Raw genomic sequence first — 19,935 nt, 5'->3', positions numbered from 1 at the left:
GCAAAAAATAACAAAGTTGCCCATGTTTGATTATAAATACAACAATTATGCTTTATCTAAACAAAAAATAGGCAACTTCAGTACTTAGAAGCGATATTGATAGGCCTGGATATTGGCAAAAATCTCTGCGGTGAGCTTGGAATATGCCGTTGCACCTGGTAATAACACCAGCAGGCATTCATCGGTTTTACTCGGATCAAATGCTTGCTCTTTCAATTTATTTTTCTGGTATTTAAAGGTGCCTGTAGTTTCAACCTGCTGTTGTATACGTAAAAATACCGGTACCGCATAAGCCGGCAAGCATTTTTTAAAGCAAGCAGCCATGGCGGCTAAATCGGTGTCATCCAATTTTACATCGGGCTTCAGGGTAATCGCGGCCATGCCGGCACGACCATTGGTATTGGGAATTTCTACACCATACACCACCGCTTCAACGATTTTGTCATACTCGGTCAGCATGTTTTCAACTTCAGTGGTGGAAACATTTTCACCTTTCCAGCGGAAAGTATCACCCAGACGATCGACAAATTGCGCATGACGGAAGCCGATATTGCGCACCAGATCTCCGGTATTGAAGTAAGCATCACCTGTTGTAAATACATCCTGCATGATCACTGACTTGTTTTTTTCCAGGTCGGTATAGCCATCAAAGGGTGAACGACGGGTGATTTTACCAATTAATAAACCGGTTTCGCCTTTTTTCACCCGTTTGCAATGCCCTTTAGCATCTCGTACCGGCTCATTTTTATCTTTATCAAAGGCAATAATCGCATAGGGTGTTGGTGAGAAACCGACGGTGTTGTCAAAATTGAAAATATTACTAAAGCCGACATTGCCTTCACTGGATGCATACAGTTCCAGCACTTCCTGAATGCCAAAACGGGATTTAAATTTATCCCAGATATTCGGGCGCATCCCATTCCCAATCATCTTGGTCACGCGGTGGCCTTTTTCCAGTTCAGATGGGGGAGCATCCATCAGATAGCGGCACAGCTCACCGACATAACCAATCGCAGAGGCATCAAATTTTTGCACATCCTTCCAGAAAGAAGAGGTCGAAAATTTACGGCGAATGGCTAGGGTGCTGCTCCCTGCAATGACACCGCACCAGCACACCACCATGCCTGTGGCATGATAAAGCGGCAGGGTACAGTACATCACATCATCTTTATTGAGATTCAGCACATGCCCATAGGTGCCATAAGCCAGCGTCCAGCGGCCATTGGTAAAGATCACCGCTTTAGGTAGGCCCGTGGTACCCGAGGTGTAAATATAGAACAGCCCGTCTTTGTCCTGCACTGAATGGGTGGTCGATGGATTGAACTTAGGGGAGAGATCGGTTTTTTCAGCCAGGTTGATAAAGCCTTCAGGTGCCTGACCCGGATCGGCTTGAGTATTTTGATCTGCAAACCAGTGCAAGCGGTCACTGCTAATATTCAGGTCATTACGAATTTCGTTGACTGCATGACGACATTCTTCACCGACAATCAGGGCAATCGGTTTGACCAGATTGATACTGTGCGTCAGCACTTTGCCGACTTGAGAGGTATTGACCAGAGCGGTGGTCACACCCAGTTTAGCCAGACCAATCACGCTGGCAATCAGTTCAGGACGGTTCTCGACCATGACAGCAACAACATCACCTTTCTTGGCGCCCAAGGACAGATAGAAATGGGCAATCTGGTTGGCCCAGGCATTGAGAGCAATATAGCTATAGCTTTGCTCTTCAAAACGCAAGGCAATGCCTTCCGGGTTTCGCTTGGTTGCTTTTTCAAAAGCCAGACCCAAGCCGGCCGGTGTGTTCGGAGTACGTAAATATGCCTGTCTTAGACCAGTGAGCAAATTGGGCACTTTGGTCAAGAAAGCCGGGATTTTGGCAGCGACATCTGCAATCCCAATCAGATCGTGTGGTTTCATTTGGGTCATGAGAATCCTATTTATTTTTCGTATCCGATACGTTCAATTTATATACAGTAGACGAGCTATCCATCTTTTAGCGTTAAAACACTAGTGCAATCAACCTATTCTGACTAAATCTAGCAAAAAAAAACCTAGTCATCGAAATGACTAGGTTTTTTTAGATGACTGCAATTGAGCAAATTATGATTCAGTTGCAGTATTGGCTTTTTTCGGTGGACGACCACGTGGACGACGTGGACGAGCAGCTTGCTTCTCCGCTTTTTCAGCTTCGCTGGCTTCAGTGTCCTCTGTTGTTACTTCGGCCTGATCCTGGGCTTCTGTAACAGGAGCTTCTGATTCAGCATTTGCTTCAACTGGCGCAGCATCTTCAGGTTGAGCTTCAGTGACTGGAGCCGCTTCTGCAGGAGCTGCATCTACTGGTGCCGTCGTTTCAGTCGCTTGTTCAGCTGGCTGAGCATTTACGGTTTCTTCAATAGCGATTTCAGTGGCTACTGGAGTTTCAGTTGCCGCTGCTTCAGCAGACTCTGCTTGCGCTTCTGCTGCTACAGGTGCTTCTGGCGCAGTTTCAATTGCCGGAGCTGTTTCTACTTTAGCCTGTTGCTTGGCTTGTTGTAGGGCCTGTTCTGCAGCCTGCTTAGCCAGACGGCGACGCTCACGTGGATCGTTTGCGACACGTTTGTCCGACACCGGTTTTGGTGGAGTCAGGTCCAGAACTGGAGCAGGCTCTGCTTCAACCTTGGCTACGGTCACTTGAACATCACGGGTGACCGGTTTTTTCTCTGTGGCAGGCGTTGCTGCAGCCACCAGACTCGCGTTGTACTGTTTTGTGAACTTCTCTAGAGCACGGTTGAAGGTTGGCAATAAACCAAACTGTTCAATCAGTACGGAGCAGTCTTCACCATAAACATGGCGAATCAGGCTACCAATAGTGAACTGACCCAAAGTTGGTACTTGTGACGGAGTCAACTTTTGAACTGTAGCCTGTTGAGGCTGTCCTTCACGTTGCTGACGACGACGCTGACGCGGATCGTTGCTGGCACGAGGTTTTTCAGCACTTGATTCTTCCGCTGTCACAACTTCTTCAGCAGGTGCTGTCAGTGCAGCTTCTACTACATTTTCAGCAGCGGCTTCTTCAACTGGCGCATCTGCCGGTGCAGTAACTTCAACCGCTGGCGTTACAACTGCAGCATTGTCATTCAATGCCACGATTTCGCTTTTCGCCTGGTCAATATTCACGACCATGGCTGTTGGCATCACGTCTTGACTTGGTGCATCGACCAACTCAACACGAAGCTGTTTGTCATTGACTGCTGGCGCTTCAACGACTGCAGGTGCTGCTTGTTGAGCCTGCTCATTCAGCACGCTTGGATCGCGGTGGCGATTTGGACGTTCCTGACGTGGCTGGTTACGGCGGTCACGACGTGGCATTGCCTGTTGTGGCTGTTGCTCATTGTTTTGAACATCATTTTGCTGAGATGGCTCATTGTGATGCTGACGGCGAGAATTACGCTTGTTTTCACGTGCTTCATGACGTTGCTCTTGACGAGATACCTGAACCACTTCTTCATGCACCTGATGTTGCTGAGGAGCGGAAGCTTCAGACTGAACCTGCTCACGCGGTTCTTTGTGCTTCGGATTGCGTGGTTTTTTATTGTTATGACGCGGCGCTCTTTCATCACGCTCTGCCGGTTTCTCAGCATCACGTTCCTGTTTTTGCGCTACAGTCGATGGTGCAAGGTAGGCATTGCTGCTTGCCGGAGCAGCAGGTTGAGACACTTGCTGTGGCGCAGGTTGTGCCACTGGTGCAGACAATTGACCGAACTGACCACGGCTCACCGCACCGCCATTGATCATTTGTTCAATTGCTGCAGCTGCATTGTTGGCAGTACGCGATTGATCAATAGTCGCTGCCTGTTTTTGAACAAACAGGTTTTCTAACCAGGCACATGGGCTAGATGCAGGAGCCGCAACTTGTGCTTGGGCAGGAGCTTGTTGCGCAACAGGTGCTTGCTGTGCATTTTGGTTTTGCTGGTTACGGCGTTTATTGTTTCTGCCGTTGTTTTGCTGTTGAGCAGGCGCTGGGGCAGCAGCATGCGTATGTTCTTCTTCTAAATGCCATTCAGATGACTCATAGCCCAACTCTTTTTCACTTGAACGAGTTGCTTCAGTACGTTCATAGCTGGTTGGTGCAAAGCCTTCGGCATTATAAGTGATTTCATAATGCGGTGTTTCCAGATGCGGGTGAGGCAACACAGTCACACGTACATTTGAAGTCTGTTCTAAATAGACCAAGGTGTGACGTTTTTCATTCAATAAGAAGGCAGCAATTTCGACTGGAACTTCGACTTGAACTTCACCATGACGTTCACGTAGCGCGATTTCTTCCACTTTACGCATAATCGAAAGTGATAAAGAACGAAGATCACGGACCATACCGGTGCCATGACAGCGTGGGCAAACGTAGCCAGTCGCTTCTTCAAGAGAAGGACGCAGACGTTGACGGCTCATTTCCATCAAACCAAAACGTGACAATTGACCGAACTGAATACGGGCACGGTCACTTTGCGTAGCTTCGCGTAGCTTCGCTTCCACCATACGCTGGTTGCGGTCTTTGGTCATGTCGATAAAGTCGATCACCACCAGGCCACCGATATCGCGTAAACGTAATTGACGCGCGATTTCTTCTGCCGCTTCAATGTTGGTGTTCAACGCGGTGTCTTCAACGTCGCTACCGCGAGTCGATTTTGCTGAGTTAATGTCAATTGACACTAAAGCTTCAGTTTGGTCGATCACGATCGAACCGCCCGAAGGAAGTTTTACTTCACGTTCATAAGCGGTTTGAATTTGACTTTCAATCGCGAAATGCGCGAATAAAGGTTCATTTAAGGTATAAGTTTTCAGTTTTTCTAACTGACGTGGCATTACCGCTTTTACGAAGTTATAGGCTTCGTTATAGGCTTGTTCTGAGTCAATCAGGATTTCAGCAACATCATCACGCAGGTAGTCACGAATGGCACGTGTTACCACACCCGCTTCCTGATGTACCAGCATTGGCGATGGGCCTGAACTTGCCGTGCTCTGGATTTGTGCCCAAAGGTCTAACAAGTGCTGTAAGTCGAGTTGCAATTCTTCTTGTGAACGGCCAATCCCGGCAGTACGCACAATCACGCTCATACCACGTGGCACGTTCAGTGTTGCCAGCATTTCTTTCAGTTCTTCACGCACTGAACCGGAAATCTGACGGCTGATACCACCACCTTTCGGGTTGTTTGGCATTAATACCAAATAACGGCCAGCAAGTGAGATAAAAGTAGACAGGGCAGCGCCTTTGTTGCCACGCTCTTCTTTTTCCACCTGAACCAGAAGTTCGGTGCCTTCAGTGATCAGTTCACGGATATTTGAAGTTTGGCGAGGGTCGGCTTTGTAATATGAATTTGCGATTTCACGCATTGACAGGAAGCCTTGGCGACCTGCACCGTATTCAACGAATACAGCTTCTAAAGAAGGTTCAACGCGAGTCACGTGACCTTTGTAGATATTGGATTTTTTTTGTTCACGGGTACGATTTTCTAAATCAAAATCGTAAAGACGCTGACCAGTGACAAGTGCAACGCGAATTTCTTCGGCATGTGTTGCATTAATCAACATACGTTTCATGGGTGTAACACCTTATAGTGATACACAGCAAAAAATCGCTATACACGTAGCGAACATCACACATCACGGATCAATGGCTCAAATCTGCAATGAATTTCATTGTGGTTTGAGTCTTTTATGACCGAGCTCTATTTAATATAGATGGGCTTCGGTTTTTGATTCACGTATTGATGATGGCAATACGGCTTCAATCTTTAAACGGATTAAAGTCACCTGAACGCTTCACTGGCGGACGAGCGGTGCATTGGATGTGTGTAACTTTCACTGTCACATTGCTCGAAGATCATCCCTTCTTTATAGAAAGTGTCTTGATACGGAATTGTCGTCGTATCTTTACAAACTGTGCAGATCCAATGCATCAACGCTGTAGCCTGAAGTCGTCTTCAGGTTGCGACTAATCTGATGTGTATCAGTTTACGTTTAAAAACCAACAAAGTTGGCGACATATTTTTTAAGACAAACTGATTTATGTACCTGAGGTACAATTAAACGCAACAGTTTGCTTTGTTTGCCGATATAATAAGCCTTCGGCGTGGCATAATTCTTTGGGGACCTTCCCGTATCATGTGAGTCTTTAATTGAACAATCAAGTTCAGAAAAATCTGAAATGATTCAACTTTTACTCACAAACGATGGTTTCCGTGCGCTGACTATATCAAACCTTGCATCATCTGCCTATGGGCTAAGCTTATGTTTCTTGTGTAAAGCATAACCTAAGTGATCAGTTTTTAATCAATTTTAGTATTTTTTGGGTCATAGTAACTGTATGAATTCTACGCAACAATGGCAAAACGTCACTTGGTTTGAAGTGGATGAACATCAAGATGGACAACGCATCGATAATTTCCTGTTTAGTCGTCTGAAAGGTGTGCCAAAAAGCCGTATCTATCGTCTGATTCGTGAAGGCCAGGTTCGCGTTAATAAAAAACGCATTAAAGCAGAAACCAAACTCGCAATCGGTGACCAGATTCGCGTTGCGCCGATTCGCTATGAACAAAAAGATGAATCTGCTGCACCTGTTTCCGACAAAGTGGCACAAGGCTTATTGGCCCGTGTGATTTATGAAGATGAAGGTTTGATGGTCGTGAATAAACCTTCCGGGATTGCTGTGCATGGTGGTAGCGGTGTGGCCTATGGCCTGATTGAAGGCTTGCGTGCAGCGACTGGTAAAAAGTATCTGGAACTGATTCACCGGATTGACCGTGATACTTCCGGTTTGGTGATGATTTCTAAAAAGCGTAGCGTGTTGAAAACATTACAAGATATGTTACGTGAACATAAAATCAAAAAAACCTATGCGGCTGTGGTAAAAGGGCAGGTCAGTCTGGATAAACAGTTGATTGATGCACCTTTACATCGTTATGAGCTGGCCAATGGTGAACGTCGTGTCTGTGTGTCCCCGAAAGAAGGTAAAGAGTCTAAAACCCAGTGGAATGTGCAGGAACGTTTTATGCATGCCACACTGGTATATGCATCTCCGCTTTCTGGTCGTACCCATCAGATTCGTGTTCATGGTTTGAGTATTGGCCATCCGTTAGTAGGCGATGAAAAGTATGGGCATGAAACAGAATATCGTGGGCCAAAACCACGCCGTTTGTGTTTACATGCAATGCGTCTGGACATTCCGGGCTATCCAGCAATTGAAGCACCATTGCCAGAAGATATGCAGAGTCTGGTGGCGCAGTTAAGAGCGCAGAAAGCGGATAAACCGGCTGCCCAATAAGGACTTATTTTTTCTTTTAATAAATTTAATCCACCCTCACCCTCCTTTGAAAAAGGAGGGAATTCCCCTATTTCTTAAAGAGGGCTAGGGGAGATTAAATTTCGAAAGAATCCTCTCCCTAAGCAGCACTACTGAGCAAGTCTCCTTCTTGCACGTCGTTTAAAGCAGTGCTTTAAACTCGTTCAGGAGAGGGAACGTTACTTATTAAAGAGCAATGTTGAATTAAAACTTCATTGATAATTCGACTTTATTGGTTCTTTTAATAAAGTCATTTGCTTAAGAATGAAAAAAAATCTCTCCTTGTAGGAGAGGGCTTCAAGACTGAATCAAATCTAGGAAATCTTTTATGAACTCACCTGTAAAATTGGTCATTTTCGATTGGGATGGCACTTTATTTGATTCAGTGGGTCAAATCGTGGCGAGTTTGCAGTTTGCCGCACAGCAGTTTCAGCAGCCGTTAACGGATGCAGATGCGAAAAGTATTATTGGACTGGGTTTACCTGAAGTTGCACAGCGTTTATTCCCGACAGTACCAGAATTACATACGGATATTTTGCAGGCTTATTCCGATCACTATGTTGCCAACTCATCAGGAGATTCCTGGTTTGAAGGCGTAGCGCACATGCTCGCAGATTTACAGCAGCAAGGCGTGAAGCTGGCAGTAGCCACAGGGAAAAGCCGTAAAGGTCTGGATCGTGTATTAAAACAGACGAACAGTGAAGAGCTGTTTGTGAGTACGCGCGCAGCCAGCGAAACCCATTCTAAACCTCATCCACTCATGTTAGAAGAAATTCTGGCGGAAACCGGTGTGCAGGCTGAACATGCGATTATGGTCGGTGATACGTCTTATGATCTGGAAATGGCGCAAAATATTGCCATGCCAAGCGTTGGGGTAAGTTATGGTGTGCATGAACCTGAACTTTTAGCACAATTTAATCCAGTCTGTATCGTGGATGATGTGGCTGCTTTGCATAGCGCTTTGTTGGCTAAAGTCCAATGGAAACAAGCAGTTTAATCCAGTATCTTGGTTGTAATGAAAAACAAGCAGTTCCCCGGTTTAAATTGGCTGGGGAATGCTGCAGATTTAAGCGCTGGTTCTTATCTTTTAGTCTAAAGTCGTAATTGTACTGATTTTATTCGGTCATATTATGGCAGTTATTTTGCTAAATAACGATGTGTTTTAAACAATAAGATTTTGTTTTATTTAATTTTTTATAAATTATTCTTATAGATAATAGCTATAGCAAAAAATAAAATAACTATTGGCACAAACGCCAGATTTTTCCCATCCTAAAACTGTTTATTCCTATGCTCGCTCTGAGAAAGGCAGTCCATGCGGATGATCAGCCTGATCATGTCCATATTTTCTGTCCCTCTTAGATCCCGGCATAAGCCTAATTTTTGCAGTTTAAGGAAACATTGATGTCGAATTCTGCTGTTGTTGAATCAGTTGCACAAGCACTTCGTAGCGCTGAATTATCACAAACTGCGATTGCACCGATTCGCCCGGAACTTGGCGGTGAAAGTGCTGACGTAGATATCGCCTATGCCGTTCAGGAAGTGAATACCGAGCGTGCTTTGTCTGAAGGTCGCCGTCTGGTGGGTCGTAAAATTGGTTTGACGTCTAAAGTCGTTCAAGCGCAACTGGGTGTAGATCAGCCGGATTTCGGTATGTTATTTGCCGACATGGCCTATGGCGATGGTGAAGCAATTCCAGCTGGCCTTCTGATTCAGCCGAAAGTTGAAGCAGAAATCGCATTGGTGATTAACCAGGATTTAACCAAAGAAAAACACACGTATGCAGACATTATCAGCGCAACTGATTATGCACTGCCTGCAATTGAAGTGGTCGATAGCCGTATCGAAAACTGGAAAATCAGCCTGATTGATACTGTGGCGGATAACGCATCTTCTGCTGCATTTGTCTTGGGTTCTCAGCCGGTTAAGTTAGAAAAACTTGATCTTGTGAACTGCAAGATGGTGATGACGCGCGGTGAGGAAGTCGTTTCTCAAGGCGTGGGTAAAGCATGTCTGGCAAACCCATTGAATGCTGCTGTTTGGCTGGCAGATGAAATGGTACGCCGTGGTCGTCCGCTGTTAAAAGGTGACATCATCTTGACGGGTGCTTTAGGTCTAATGGTTGTGGCGCAACCAGGTGATGAATTCAAAGTTGAAATTGAAGGCTTCGGTTCAGTAACCGCTGCATTCGCTGCTGAATAATCAAGATTCCAAGAGAGTACATTCATGAAAAAGATTAAATGTGCAATGATCGGTCCAGGGAATATTGGTACGGATTTGCTTTATAAATTACAACGCAGCGAATGGTTAGAGCCTGTTTGGATGGTGGGGATTGACCCGACTTCTGAAGGTTTGGCGCGTGCTGCGAAAATGGGTTTAAAAACCACAGCTGAAGGCGTTGATGGTCTTCTTCCTCATGTGATTGCTGATGACATCAAAATTGCATTCGACGCAACTTCTGCCTATGTCCATGCTGAAAACAGCCGCAAGCTGAATGAACTTGGCGTGTTGATGATCGACTTAACGCCTGCTGCGATTGGTCCATTTTGTGTACCACCAGTCAACCTTGAAGCATTACTACAAGCGGGCGAAGTACCAAACGTGAACATGGTGACATGTGGCGGTCAGGCAACGATTCCGATGGTGGCTGCGGTTTCTCGCGTTCAACCTGTTGAATACGGCGAAATCATTGCAACCGTATCGACTAAGTCGGTTGGTCCGGGAACGCGTAAAAACATTGATGAATTCACACGTACTACTGCAGGTGCCATTGAGAAAGTCGGCGGCGCGAAACAAGGTAAAGCGATCATCATCATTAACCCGGCTGAGCCACCTCTAATGATGCGTGATACTGTTCACTGTCTAGTAGAAGGTGAGCCGGATCAGGCAGCGATTACTGAATCTGTACATGCCATGATCAAGGAAGTTCAAAAATACGTACCAGGTTACAAGCTGGTAAATGGTCCGGTATTTGATGGCAACCGTGTATCAATTTACTTGGAAGTTGAAGGTCTGGGTGACTTCCTGCCGAAATATGCAGGTAACCTGGATATTATGACTGCAGCAGCTGCACGTACTGCAGAAATGTTTGCAGAACACGTGTTCAACACCGCTGAAGCTTAAAGGAATACCAAAATGTCTAAGATTATTGTTCATGATATGACTTTACGTGATGGTATGCACCCGCAGCGCCATCAAACGACTGTTGAGCAAATGATTGCAATTTCAACAGCACTTGATGATGCTGGCGTACCTTTAATTGAAGTAACACACGGTGATGGCCTTGGCGGTTCATCAGTGAACTACGGTTTTGCTGCTGCAACAGATGAAGAATATTTGTCTGCTGTTGTGCCACGTATGAAAAATGCAAAAATTTCTGCATTGCTTTTACCTGGTATCGGTACGGTTGACCATTTGAAAATGGCACATGAAATTGGTGTCTCTACCATGCGTGTGGCGACGCATTGTACTGAAGCGGATTGTTCTGAGCAGCACATCACCGCTGCACGTAAACTAGAAATGGACACCGTCGGTTTCTTAATGTTGGCGCATATGGCATCTCCTGAAAAATTGCTTGAAGAAGCAAACAAGATGGTGTCTTACGGTGCAAACTGTATTTACGTGACAGATTCAGCGGGTTATATGCTTCCGCAGGACGTGATCGACCGTGTGGGTCACTTACGTCAACACTTGGATCCAAGTATTGAGCTTGGTTTCCACGGTCACCACAACTTAGGCATGGGTGTATCGAATACTGTTGCTGCGGTTCAAGCAGGTGCGGTACGTGTTGATTTGGCGTCTGCAGGTTTAGGTGCTGGTGCGGGTAATACACCACTCGAATTGTTTATCGCTGTGGCAAACCGTATGGGTATGGACACTGGTGTTGACTTGTTTAAAGTACAAGACGTTGCTGAAGATCTGGTGATTCCAATGATGCACAACCCGATCCGTGCCGACCGTGATGCGGCAACTTTAGGTTATGCCGGTGTTTACTCTTCATTCCTGTTGTTTGCTAAACGCGCTGAAGCGAAATATGGCGTATCTGCGCGTGAAATCCTGATGGAACTTGGTCGCCGTGGTACGGTTGGTGGTCAGGAAGACATGATTGAAGACCTGGCATTAACCATGTCTAAAGCGCGTGAGTTACAAGCTTAATTTTTAATGCAATCGTATTAAAATAAGGCTAATAAAAAAGCATCCAAAGTGGATGCTTTTTTATTATGAAGTAGTTTTAATAATATATTAAAACTCTGATCTCAGATATTTTAGTTATAGTGTTATGTGAAGATTATTTTAGTTTAATTTTTTCCTTAAACATAAAAATGATAAATAAAAAATAGTGGCTCAATATTTTTAAAAAAATTGCGCTTATTAATAGAGAAAACAAAAAATAAATTAAATATCTGGTCAATTTTTTATTTTAATTAATCGTTTTAAAATCTAAGCGATTGGTTGCTTGAGGAGAGGTCTGAAATATCGGCCGATGAAAGCAGAAAATCTTAATACTGTGGTCGGATTTTTTATTTAAACCGACTTGCGCATGATGGCTGCATGGATTTTATCTGCTGAATGGGGAACTCATCATGCGTCGTCACAATTTATGGATTGCAATGCTTGCTGCGACAGCAACTTTAGGGACAACTGCAACGAATGCAGACTTTATTGACGACAGCAATGTTCAACTCAAATTTAAAAACTTTTATCTAGACCGTCAGTATCAAGATGACTATTCATCACGTAACTGGGGTTCTTGGTCACAAGGCGTGACTCTGGATGCCAAATCGGGTTATCACGATATCGGTGGTGGTGTGCAGGTCGGTGCTGATGTACTGGTGCAACATGCAGTCAAACTCAATGGCCGTGATAAAAATCCGGACTGGGTTTTACCGCACGATGGCAAAGAATCAAAAGACCATTTCGGTAAAGTCGGCGCGACCTTAAAAGCCAAAGTTTCACAAACTGAGCTGAAAGTCGGCGAGTTATTGCCGGTATCTCCAGTCTTGGTATTCGATCCATCCCGTCAGTTATTAACGACTTATAGTGGCGCTTGGTTAGAGTCTAAAGACCTTAAGGATACCAAGTTAACTCTGGCGTATATTGATGGTATTAACAACCGTTATGACAACCAGTTCCGTGATTTAACTAAATTTGCTCCACCAAGTTTCTATGATACGGGTGCTGAAGCTGATGGCATGTGGATTGCGGGTATAGATCACCAACTCACGAAAGAAGTAGGTGCTAGTTACTGGTATGCCGATGTTCAAGACATTTATCAACAGCATTATCTGGGGGTAAATTACAAAACTGCGCTTGGTGAAAAAACCAAATTAGATAGCCATATCCGTTACTTCGATAACTCGGAGTCAGGTGACAAGCTGTATGGTGAGATCGATAACCAGGCATTATCTGTCGCTGCAAAAGTGAATCATGGTGCACATAGCGTAGGTGTGGGTTACCAGCAAATGTTTGGTGATAGTGCATTCCCGACATTGGGTGGCTGGGTGCCACAGCCTTATCTGGCGAACTGGGGGGTAGCGACCTTTACCGCACCAGAAGAAAAGTCATGGAGTGTTTCTTATGGCTATGACTTCTCTGAAATGGGTGCAAAAGGCCTAAACGCAACAGCAGTATATTTCAAAGGTTATGATCAGAAAGGTACTGGGGCGTATCAAGGTCAGAACTTCAATACGGATGAAGTGAATGCCATCGTGAACTACACTGTGCCAGAAGGTAAATTAAAAGGTTTGGGTGTACAGGCGATGTATATTGATGTGAATTTTGCCAATCCAGCAAAACCAGACCTGCAAGAATACCGTGTCGCCACCACTTATACCCATAAATTCTAATACCCCTATATTTTAAAAGCAGTCAGTCTTCTGGCTGCTTTTTGGTTTAAGAATGCAGTTAAAACCTTAGTTTATGTAGGGTTTAATTTATAAAAAAATATATAAAACAAATACTTAAATTATATCTATTTTGTTGGGTGCAATCGTAATTTTGTATCAGTTTGCTGCGGTTGAGCGGTTAATATAAGGGTGTACACAAGTCATTTTAATGAGTCAACTTGACGTCGAATTCTTGAAAATAGAGGGACACGCAAGCGAAAGACTGTAAGAGGAAGCAATATGAGCACTGTTCAAATCCCTGACTATCAAACAGATCCATTCTTTGGCTTAGAAGACAAATGGATTGAAACCGCTGAAGGCGAGTTGACCCATTACCACGAAATTGGTGAAGGTACGCCTATTCTATTTTTACACGGTTCAGGTACAGGTGTATCGGCCGCGGCAAACTGGTGGTTAAACCTACCACAAATTGGCGAGCAAGCGCGTTGTATCGCGATTGATACCATTGGTTATGGCCAAACTGTGGTTGCACCGGGTACTGAATATGGTATCCGTGCCTGGGTAGATCATGCGATCCGTACGCTAGATGCTTTGGGTATCGAAAAAACCTGGTTGGTCGGTAACTCTCTGGGTGGCTGGTTAGCATTCCAGATGGCATTGGATTATCCAGATCGTATTTTGGGTATCGTGTCTATGGGTACGGGCGGTGCGAAACAGACAGCTGCACTTAAAGCTCACGCAAACCCAGTTCTTACAGAAGAAGGAATCAAGAAAACCCTTTCTATGTTTGTCGTAAACAAAGACCTGATTACTGATGAACTGGTAAAAGTACGTTTTGCTTCTGCTGCAAATGACTATGCATCAAATCGTTTAATGGATGTGGTTGGCGCACGTGACCGTGACCGTTTCGAATTCCCATTAGACTTCGAAAAAATGAAAGACATTACTGTGCCTGTACTATTGATTCATGGTACGCAAGACGTGGTGATTCCGGTTTCTCGTACTTGGGACATCCTGAACATCGTGCCAAATGCTGATGCACATATCTTCAGCCAATGCGGTCACTGGTCTCAAGTTGAAAAAGCAGATGAGTTCAACACTGTGATCAAAAACTACCTGGCTGTTCACGGCGTAAAATAAGTTTGATACAGTTTTAAAAAAGGATGGCTTTGGTCATCCTTTTTTATATCGGAAATATTTAAGGTAGCGCACCTAAGTGAGTTTGATTCTCATTTATTTGAATAAATATAAAAATCTAATAATTTTTATAGGTTTGAGCTATTTAAACTGAGAAAAATCCGAATGAAACTTTATTAGACTTAAGTGGTAAATGCAGTACATTTAGAGCTAAAAATACACAATTTGGGTCAAGGGCAAGTGACAAATTTAAGCGCCAGAAATAGATTCTTTATTATAAAATAGAATTAAAAATGGATTCTTAAGCATAAAATAATAAAACAAAAAAAGCATATGCCTATCACAAGTTGAATGGCATATGCCTAATGCAGGGAAGAAATAGGATTAATTTTGTTCGCTACGGTTAATATCCAGATAGAACACACGGGTCAAAAGCTCAAGAAATTTGCTCACGACATAGGATTTGTTGTTTTTATGGTAGCTGACATACAGGTCTAAATAGGGCAACTCCACGTCCAGCGGACGAATCACGGTATTATCCATGGTTAGTGGTGCAATATAGCCAGGCAAAATGGTACAGCCTAGGCCCATTCCGATCGAGTTGATATTAAATAAAATATTATCGGCCTTTTGCACGATATTGAGTTCAATGCCGTTGGCTTTGGCAAAGTCCAGAATAGCCTGGTTCAGGGTCAAGGACTGCTCTGCTGATGGAATAATAAAATCAATACCATTCAATGCTTTAACAGGAATTCTTTCGTATTTTGCTAAGGGGTGATCTTTAGGCAGGAGAAAAATCAGCGGTTCACGAATCACGAACTGGCTTTCAATTTCATCACTATTGAAATTATGACGGGTAAATGTCAGATCTAGATCACCTTTTTTTAACAAACGCATCTGCTCATTGTTGTTCAGGCTGAGCAGTTCAATTTTTAAATCTGGGTTCTGTACACGTAGATTTGGCAAGATATAGGGGAAGATTTTCATCTCGGCTACCGGTACAAAACCGATACGGAGCATTTGCTGTTTGGCCTGTGACACCTGACGTGCCATGGCAACGGCTTTGTCCGCCTGTGTAAGGGTGAGACGGGCCTGTTCCAGGAATACGGCGCCTTCTTCGGTCAGCTCTACTTTACGTTTGGTCCGGTTGAGTAGCTTTACCCCGACATCTTCTTCCAGGTCTTTGATTTGCTGGCTAAGTGAGGGTTGAGCCGTATAAAGTTTAAGTGCTGCCTTACTAAAATTGAGCTCTTCAGCAACGGTGATAAAGTAGCGAAGGTGTCGTAATTCCATGTCATCAACCCAAAGAGTAATCCAAAAAATGTCTTACTATAATTTCCTCAAAGTATAATCTATAAACAACTATGTCGTGAAGATTATTTTCCCATTCATAAACTAAATGCTCTGGCGGGATTAATAGATGTTTTAATATAAAAATTCACGTGCTTAATAATTGCTTTAAGCTCTTAATTGAAACAAAAAAAATATTTCCCGAAAAACGCTGTCAAATCCATCATCGTTGAAAAGTTGAGTCTATTACTTTGTGCCAAAGATAGGTCACAGGAGAGCTTTTCATGAGTGGAAAAATTGATGTGCGCGAAATCGATGCTTTAGTCGATGCACAAAATGGACGTATTACGCCATCTATTTATACAGATCCTGACATTTACGAATTAGAACTCGAACGTGTTTTCGGTCGTACTTGGTTATTCCTTTGCCATGAAAGCCAAATTCCTAAGGCTGGTGATTTCTTCAATACCTACATGGGTGAAGATCCAATCATTGTGGCACGTCAAAAAGACGGCTCAATCAAAGCATTTTTAAACCAGTGCCGTCACCGCTCTATGCGTGTGAGCTTCGCTGACTGTGGTAATACCCGTGCATTTACTTGCCCATACCACGGCTGGTCATATGGCATTGACGGTTCTTTAAAAGATATCCCGCTTGAAGAGCGTGCTTACCCGCATGGTGCATGTAAAGAGCAATGGGGTCTGGTTGAAGTGAATCGTGTGAAGTCTTACAAAGGCTTGGTATTCGCTTGTTGGGATGAAACCACACCTGATCTAGAAGAATACATGGGCGATATCGCTTGGTATTTAGATGGCGTTGTTGACCGTCGTCCAGGTGGTACTGAAATCATTGGTGGTGTACACAAATGGGAAATCGAGTGTAACTGGAAATTTGCAGCGGAACAGTTTGCATCTGACCAGTATCATGCCTTGTTCTCTCATGCATCTGCGATCCAAGTCCTTGGCGCAAAACCAGATGATGAAGCATCGAAAAAACTTGGTGCTGCACAAACTGCTCGTCCAGTTTGGGAAACTGCGAAAGACGCGATCCAATACGGTTCACGTGGTCACGGTTCAGGCTTCTTCTTCACAGAGAAACCAGACGCAAACGTATGGGTTGATGGTGAAGTAGCAAACTACTTCCGCGAAACTTACGAAGAAGTGAAAGAACGCCTAGGTGAAACTCGTGCGCTGCGTCTTGCAGGTCACAACACCATGTTCCCTACATTGTCTTGGTTGAACGGTACTGCGACTCTTCGTGTATGGCACCCACGTGGTCCAAACAAAACTGAAGTTTGGGCATTCTGTATCTGTGATGCGGACGCGCCAGAAGATGTACAAGCAGCATTTGAACGTTCTGCAACTCGTGCCTTCGGTCCTGCTGGTTTCCTAGAGCAAGATGACTCTGAAAACTGGATCGAAATCCAAAAAGTTTTACGTGGTTACAAAGCGCGTCAAAACAAACTCATTATGGAAATGGGTAAAGGTAACGAGAAAGTACGTGAAGATGGTATCCCGGGTATCACTAACTATATTTTCTCTGAAACTGCAGCACGTGGTATGTACCGCCGTTGGGCAGATTTATTGATTCATGAAAAATGGGAAGACGTGGAAAAAGCAGCTGACGAATATGAGAAGGAGCTTATGAAATGAGTCAAATCAGCTTAGAACTTCATCACCAAATTAGTCAGTTCCTGTATCGCGAAGCAAAGCTGCTTGACGACTGGAAATTCCGCGAATGGTTGGATACCTTAGCTGAAGATATTTCTTACACGCTACGTACCACACCAAACGCACAAACCCGTGACCGTCGTCGTTCAGTTGAACCACCTACGACTTGGGTATTCAATGATACGAAAGATCTTTTAGAACGTCGTGTTGCTCGTCTGGAAACTGGTATGGCTTGGGCTGAAGAGCCTCCATCACGTACCACTCACATGGTGAGCAACGTGATTGTTGAGCCAACTGAAGTTGAAGGCGAATACGATGTGTACATGACATACCTTCTGTACCGTACCCAGAAAGAGAAAGACGTTACGATTTACTGTGGTAAACGTCATGACAAGATTCGCAAAGTTGAAGGCGGCCTGGGCTTCCAGATCTTCAACCGTAAGATCACCCTTGACCAAGTTACCTATAACTCACATAACCTGAGTGTGTTCTTCTAATGAATAAGATTTTTGTTTGCCAAGTTGACGAATTAGACGAAGGCGAAGCGTTAAAAGTGGATTGCGGCGTAAACGGTATCGAAGCGCTTGCTGTATTTAACAATGGCGGTGAATTCTTCGCTATGAACGATAAATGCAGTCATGGTAATGCGTCAATGTCTGAAGGTTACCTTGAAGATGACGGTACTGTGGAATGTCCATTGCATTCAGCACGTTTCTGTTTAAAAACAGGTGAAGCATTGTGTCTACCTGCAACTGATCCAATCAAAACATTCCCAGTGATTGTTGAAGATGGCCAATTGTTTGTAGAGATGGCAGGAGAGTAAGCATGGGTTGGCTACAGGGCGAAGTTGCACTCATCACTGGTGGTGGTTCAGGCTTAGGCTGGGCACTGGTTGAACGTTTCCTGGAAGAAGGTGCACAAGTTGCGGTTCTTCAACGTTCACAGTCAAAAGTTGACGCTTTGAAAGAACATTTCGGTGACCGCGTGCTTGCGATCGCAGGTGATGTGGCCAGCTATGAAGACAATGTCCGTGCTGTAAACGCAACAGTTGAACGCTTCGGCAAGCTTGACTGTTTCGTTGGCAATGCCGGTATCTGGGATCATTATGCAGATATCGTCAATACATCGGGTGAGCAACTGGAAAAAGCCTTTGACGAGATTATGGGCATTAATACCAAATCTCTGATTCTCGGTGCGAAGGCTGCACTAGATGCATTGATCGCTTCTGAAGGTTCTATCATATTTACTTTGTCTAATTCGGCACTGTACTCCGCTGGCGGAGGCCCTGTATATACTGCATCTAAGCATGCGGGTGTCGGGATTATGAAAGAACTGGCTTACGAACTTGCGCCTAAAGTACGAGTGAACGCTGTTGCACCGTCAGGTATGAATGTGAATATTAAAGGTGCGGCATCATTGGGTCAGGAAAACCTGGGTCTGCTGGATGCCCGTGATCCTGAGAAAATTGCACGTGGTATGCCACTGAACTTCTTGCCTGAACCGGAAGACATGACGGGTTCATACGTGCTCTTGGCATCTCGTCAAAACAACCGTCCTTTGACCGGTGTGTTAATTAACGCTGAATGTGGTCTGGGTATTCGTGGTTTACGTCAACCACGTGCAGGTTTCTTTGACGAATAAAATTCAGTCTGAAATGTAATGGACTTACTCGGTAGCCTGTTCTGGGCTACCTTCCGTTCTGGAGTCTCTCATGGCCGTTAAACTTATTTGTGCGTCGCACAGCCCATTAATGGAATTTGCTTCACCGCAAGAAAAGCATAAAGAACAAGCCGTTCGTGAAGCTTTTGCCAAACTTGCCAAAGAAGTTGAAGACTATAATCCAACGTTAATCATTACTTTTGGTCCAGACCATTTTAATGGCTTCTTCTATGACCTGATGCCAAGCTTCTGCGTGGGTATTCGTGCCAAAGCAGCAGGGGACTGGGATTACGGTAAAGACAATGACCACATTAATGTGCCTGAAGAAACAGCCCTTAATCTAGTGCGTCGTGTGTTGGATGAAGGTGTGGATGTTGCGTACTCATATCGTATGCAAGCCGATCATGGCGTGACTCAGCCATTGCATTTCCTGTGTGGCGGTCAGCTCGACCGTTATCCAACCATTCCGGTTTTCATCAATGGTGCGGCTACACCAATGCCAACCACTAAACGTACAGTGGCTTTGGGCCGTGCAGTAGGTCAGTTCATCAAGTCATTGAACCTGGAAAATGAACGTGTACTGGTACTGGGTACAGGTGGTCTGTCACACGATCCACCAACGCCGCAAATGGGTTCGGTTCCTCCTGAAGTGGAAGAATTCCTGATTGCAGGTCGTAACCCGTCTGAAGAGTCTCGCCAGAACCGTCAGGCAAAAATTATTGCAGTAGGTCAAAAACTGGCTGCCGGTGATAAATCTGTTGCAGTGCCGTTGAACCCTGAGTGGGATTGTGCATTGCTTGAAACCTTCAAGAAAGCTGACTTTGCTGCAATTGAAGCGATGACGGAAGCTGAAATTCGTGTCGAGGGTGGCCGTGGTGGTCAGGAAGTCCGTTCCTGGATGGCTGCTTTTGCTGCATTACATGAAGTCGGTGAGTATGAAATGACAACTCACTGCTACGAAGATATTAGTGAGTGGATTGCGGGCTTCGGCATCGTATCTGCAGAATTGAAATAA

15 protein-coding genes are annotated in these 19,935 nt (G+C 44.6%); 12 read left to right on the top strand and 3 right to left on the bottom strand.

The annotated features are described in order from the left end of the window. Positions 1-84: 84 nt before the first annotated feature. Together H0S56_RS12660 and H0S56_RS12655 are read right to left on the bottom strand one after the other, a co-directional pair. Complete coding sequence (locus H0S56_RS12660) at positions 85-1,926, bottom strand: long-chain-acyl-CoA synthetase (RefSeq protein ID WP_195725211.1); 1,842 nt, start codon at positions 1,924-1,926, stop codon at positions 85-87. Between the two features lie 174 nt (positions 1,927-2,100). Beyond that, positions 2,101-5,577: an Rne/Rng family ribonuclease gene (locus H0S56_RS12655; protein WP_195725210.1), complete on the bottom strand. Its 3,477-nt coding sequence runs from the start codon at positions 5,575-5,577 to the stop codon at positions 2,101-2,103. 766 nt (positions 5,578-6,343) lie between these two features. Between H0S56_RS12655 and H0S56_RS12650 the strand changes: the two genes are divergently transcribed. The 7 genes from H0S56_RS12650 to H0S56_RS12620 all read left to right on the top strand — a co-directional run bounded on the left by H0S56_RS12650 (position 6,344) and on the right by H0S56_RS12620 (position 14,304). Next, positions 6,344-7,300 carry an RluA family pseudouridine synthase gene (locus tag H0S56_RS12650; RefSeq protein WP_004278531.1) on the top strand — a complete coding sequence of 319 codons (957 nt, stop codon included), beginning with the start codon at positions 6,344-6,346 and terminating at the stop codon, positions 7,298-7,300. Between the two features lie 346 nt (positions 7,301-7,646). Beyond that, the gene (locus tag H0S56_RS12645; RefSeq protein WP_005250564.1) at positions 7,647-8,315 is read left to right on the top strand and encodes an HAD-IA family hydrolase; all 669 of its coding nucleotides are present in this window, start codon (positions 7,647-7,649) and stop codon (positions 8,313-8,315) included. A 407-nt stretch (positions 8,316-8,722) separates the two neighbouring features. Further along, positions 8,723-9,520 carry a 2-keto-4-pentenoate hydratase gene (locus H0S56_RS12640; protein WP_195725209.1) on the top strand — a complete coding sequence of 266 codons (798 nt, stop codon included), beginning with the start codon at positions 8,723-8,725 and terminating at the stop codon, positions 9,518-9,520. A 24-nt stretch (positions 9,521-9,544) separates the two neighbouring features. After that, positions 9,545-10,441, top strand: coding sequence for an acetaldehyde dehydrogenase (acetylating) (locus tag H0S56_RS12635; protein WP_004647362.1), 897 nt, complete (start codon positions 9,545-9,547; stop codon positions 10,439-10,441). A 12-nt stretch (positions 10,442-10,453) separates the two neighbouring features. Beyond that, complete coding sequence (dmpG, locus tag H0S56_RS12630) at positions 10,454-11,473, top strand: 4-hydroxy-2-oxovalerate aldolase (protein ID WP_195725208.1); 1,020 nt, start codon at positions 10,454-10,456, stop codon at positions 11,471-11,473. A 428-nt stretch (positions 11,474-11,901) separates the two neighbouring features. After that, positions 11,902-13,164, top strand: a complete 1,263-nt coding sequence (locus tag H0S56_RS12625) for an OprD family outer membrane porin (RefSeq protein ID WP_195725207.1) — start codon at positions 11,902-11,904, stop codon at positions 13,162-13,164. Positions 13,165-13,443: 279 nt separating this feature from the next. Further along, positions 13,444-14,304 carry an alpha/beta fold hydrolase gene (locus tag H0S56_RS12620; RefSeq protein ID WP_004278523.1) on the top strand — a complete coding sequence of 287 codons (861 nt, stop codon included), beginning with the start codon at positions 13,444-13,446 and terminating at the stop codon, positions 14,302-14,304. 381 nt (positions 14,305-14,685) lie between these two features. On the opposite strand, the gene hcaR is transcribed toward H0S56_RS12620, so the two are convergent. Further along, positions 14,686-15,594 carry a DNA-binding transcriptional regulator HcaR gene (gene hcaR, locus H0S56_RS12615; protein WP_195725206.1) on the bottom strand — a complete coding sequence of 303 codons (909 nt, stop codon included), beginning with the start codon at positions 15,592-15,594 and terminating at the stop codon, positions 14,686-14,688. Between the two features lie 281 nt (positions 15,595-15,875). On the opposite strand from hcaR, the gene hcaE reads away from it, so the two are divergent. The 5 genes from hcaE to H0S56_RS12590 all read left to right on the top strand — a co-directional run bounded on the left by hcaE (position 15,876) and on the right by H0S56_RS12590 (position 19,935). Beyond that, positions 15,876-17,243: a 3-phenylpropionate/cinnamic acid dioxygenase subunit alpha gene (gene hcaE, locus H0S56_RS12610; protein WP_195725205.1), complete on the top strand. Its 1,368-nt coding sequence runs from the start codon at positions 15,876-15,878 to the stop codon at positions 17,241-17,243. Next, the gene (gene hcaF / locus H0S56_RS12605; RefSeq protein ID WP_005107991.1) at positions 17,240-17,758 is read left to right on the top strand and encodes a 3-phenylpropionate/cinnamic acid dioxygenase subunit beta; all 519 of its coding nucleotides are present in this window, start codon (positions 17,240-17,242) and stop codon (positions 17,756-17,758) included. The genes hcaE and hcaF overlap by 4 nt, the downstream gene beginning before the upstream one ends. Next, a complete protein-coding gene (gene hcaC / locus H0S56_RS12600; protein ID WP_004278517.1) occupies positions 17,758-18,084 on the top strand; it encodes a 3-phenylpropionate/cinnamic acid dioxygenase ferredoxin subunit in 327 nt (108 codons plus the stop codon). Before hcaF ends, hcaC begins: the two co-directional genes overlap by 1 nt. Before the next feature lie 2 nt (positions 18,085-18,086). Then, the gene (hcaB, locus tag H0S56_RS12595) at positions 18,087-18,902 is read left to right on the top strand and encodes a 3-phenylpropionate-dihydrodiol/cinnamic acid-dihydrodiol dehydrogenase (protein ID WP_076752999.1); all 816 of its coding nucleotides are present in this window, start codon (positions 18,087-18,089) and stop codon (positions 18,900-18,902) included. 70 nt (positions 18,903-18,972) lie between these two features. Beyond that, positions 18,973-19,935: a 3-carboxyethylcatechol 2,3-dioxygenase gene (locus tag H0S56_RS12590; RefSeq protein WP_195725204.1), complete on the top strand. Its 963-nt coding sequence runs from the start codon at positions 18,973-18,975 to the stop codon at positions 19,933-19,935.

It is taken from the genome of Acinetobacter lwoffii (assembly GCF_015602705.1).
Lineage (GTDB): Bacteria > Pseudomonadota > Gammaproteobacteria > Pseudomonadales > Moraxellaceae > Acinetobacter > Acinetobacter lwoffii_E.
Note: the sequence above shows the minus strand (reverse complement) of the source record. Positions and strands in the feature narration are given on the sequence as shown.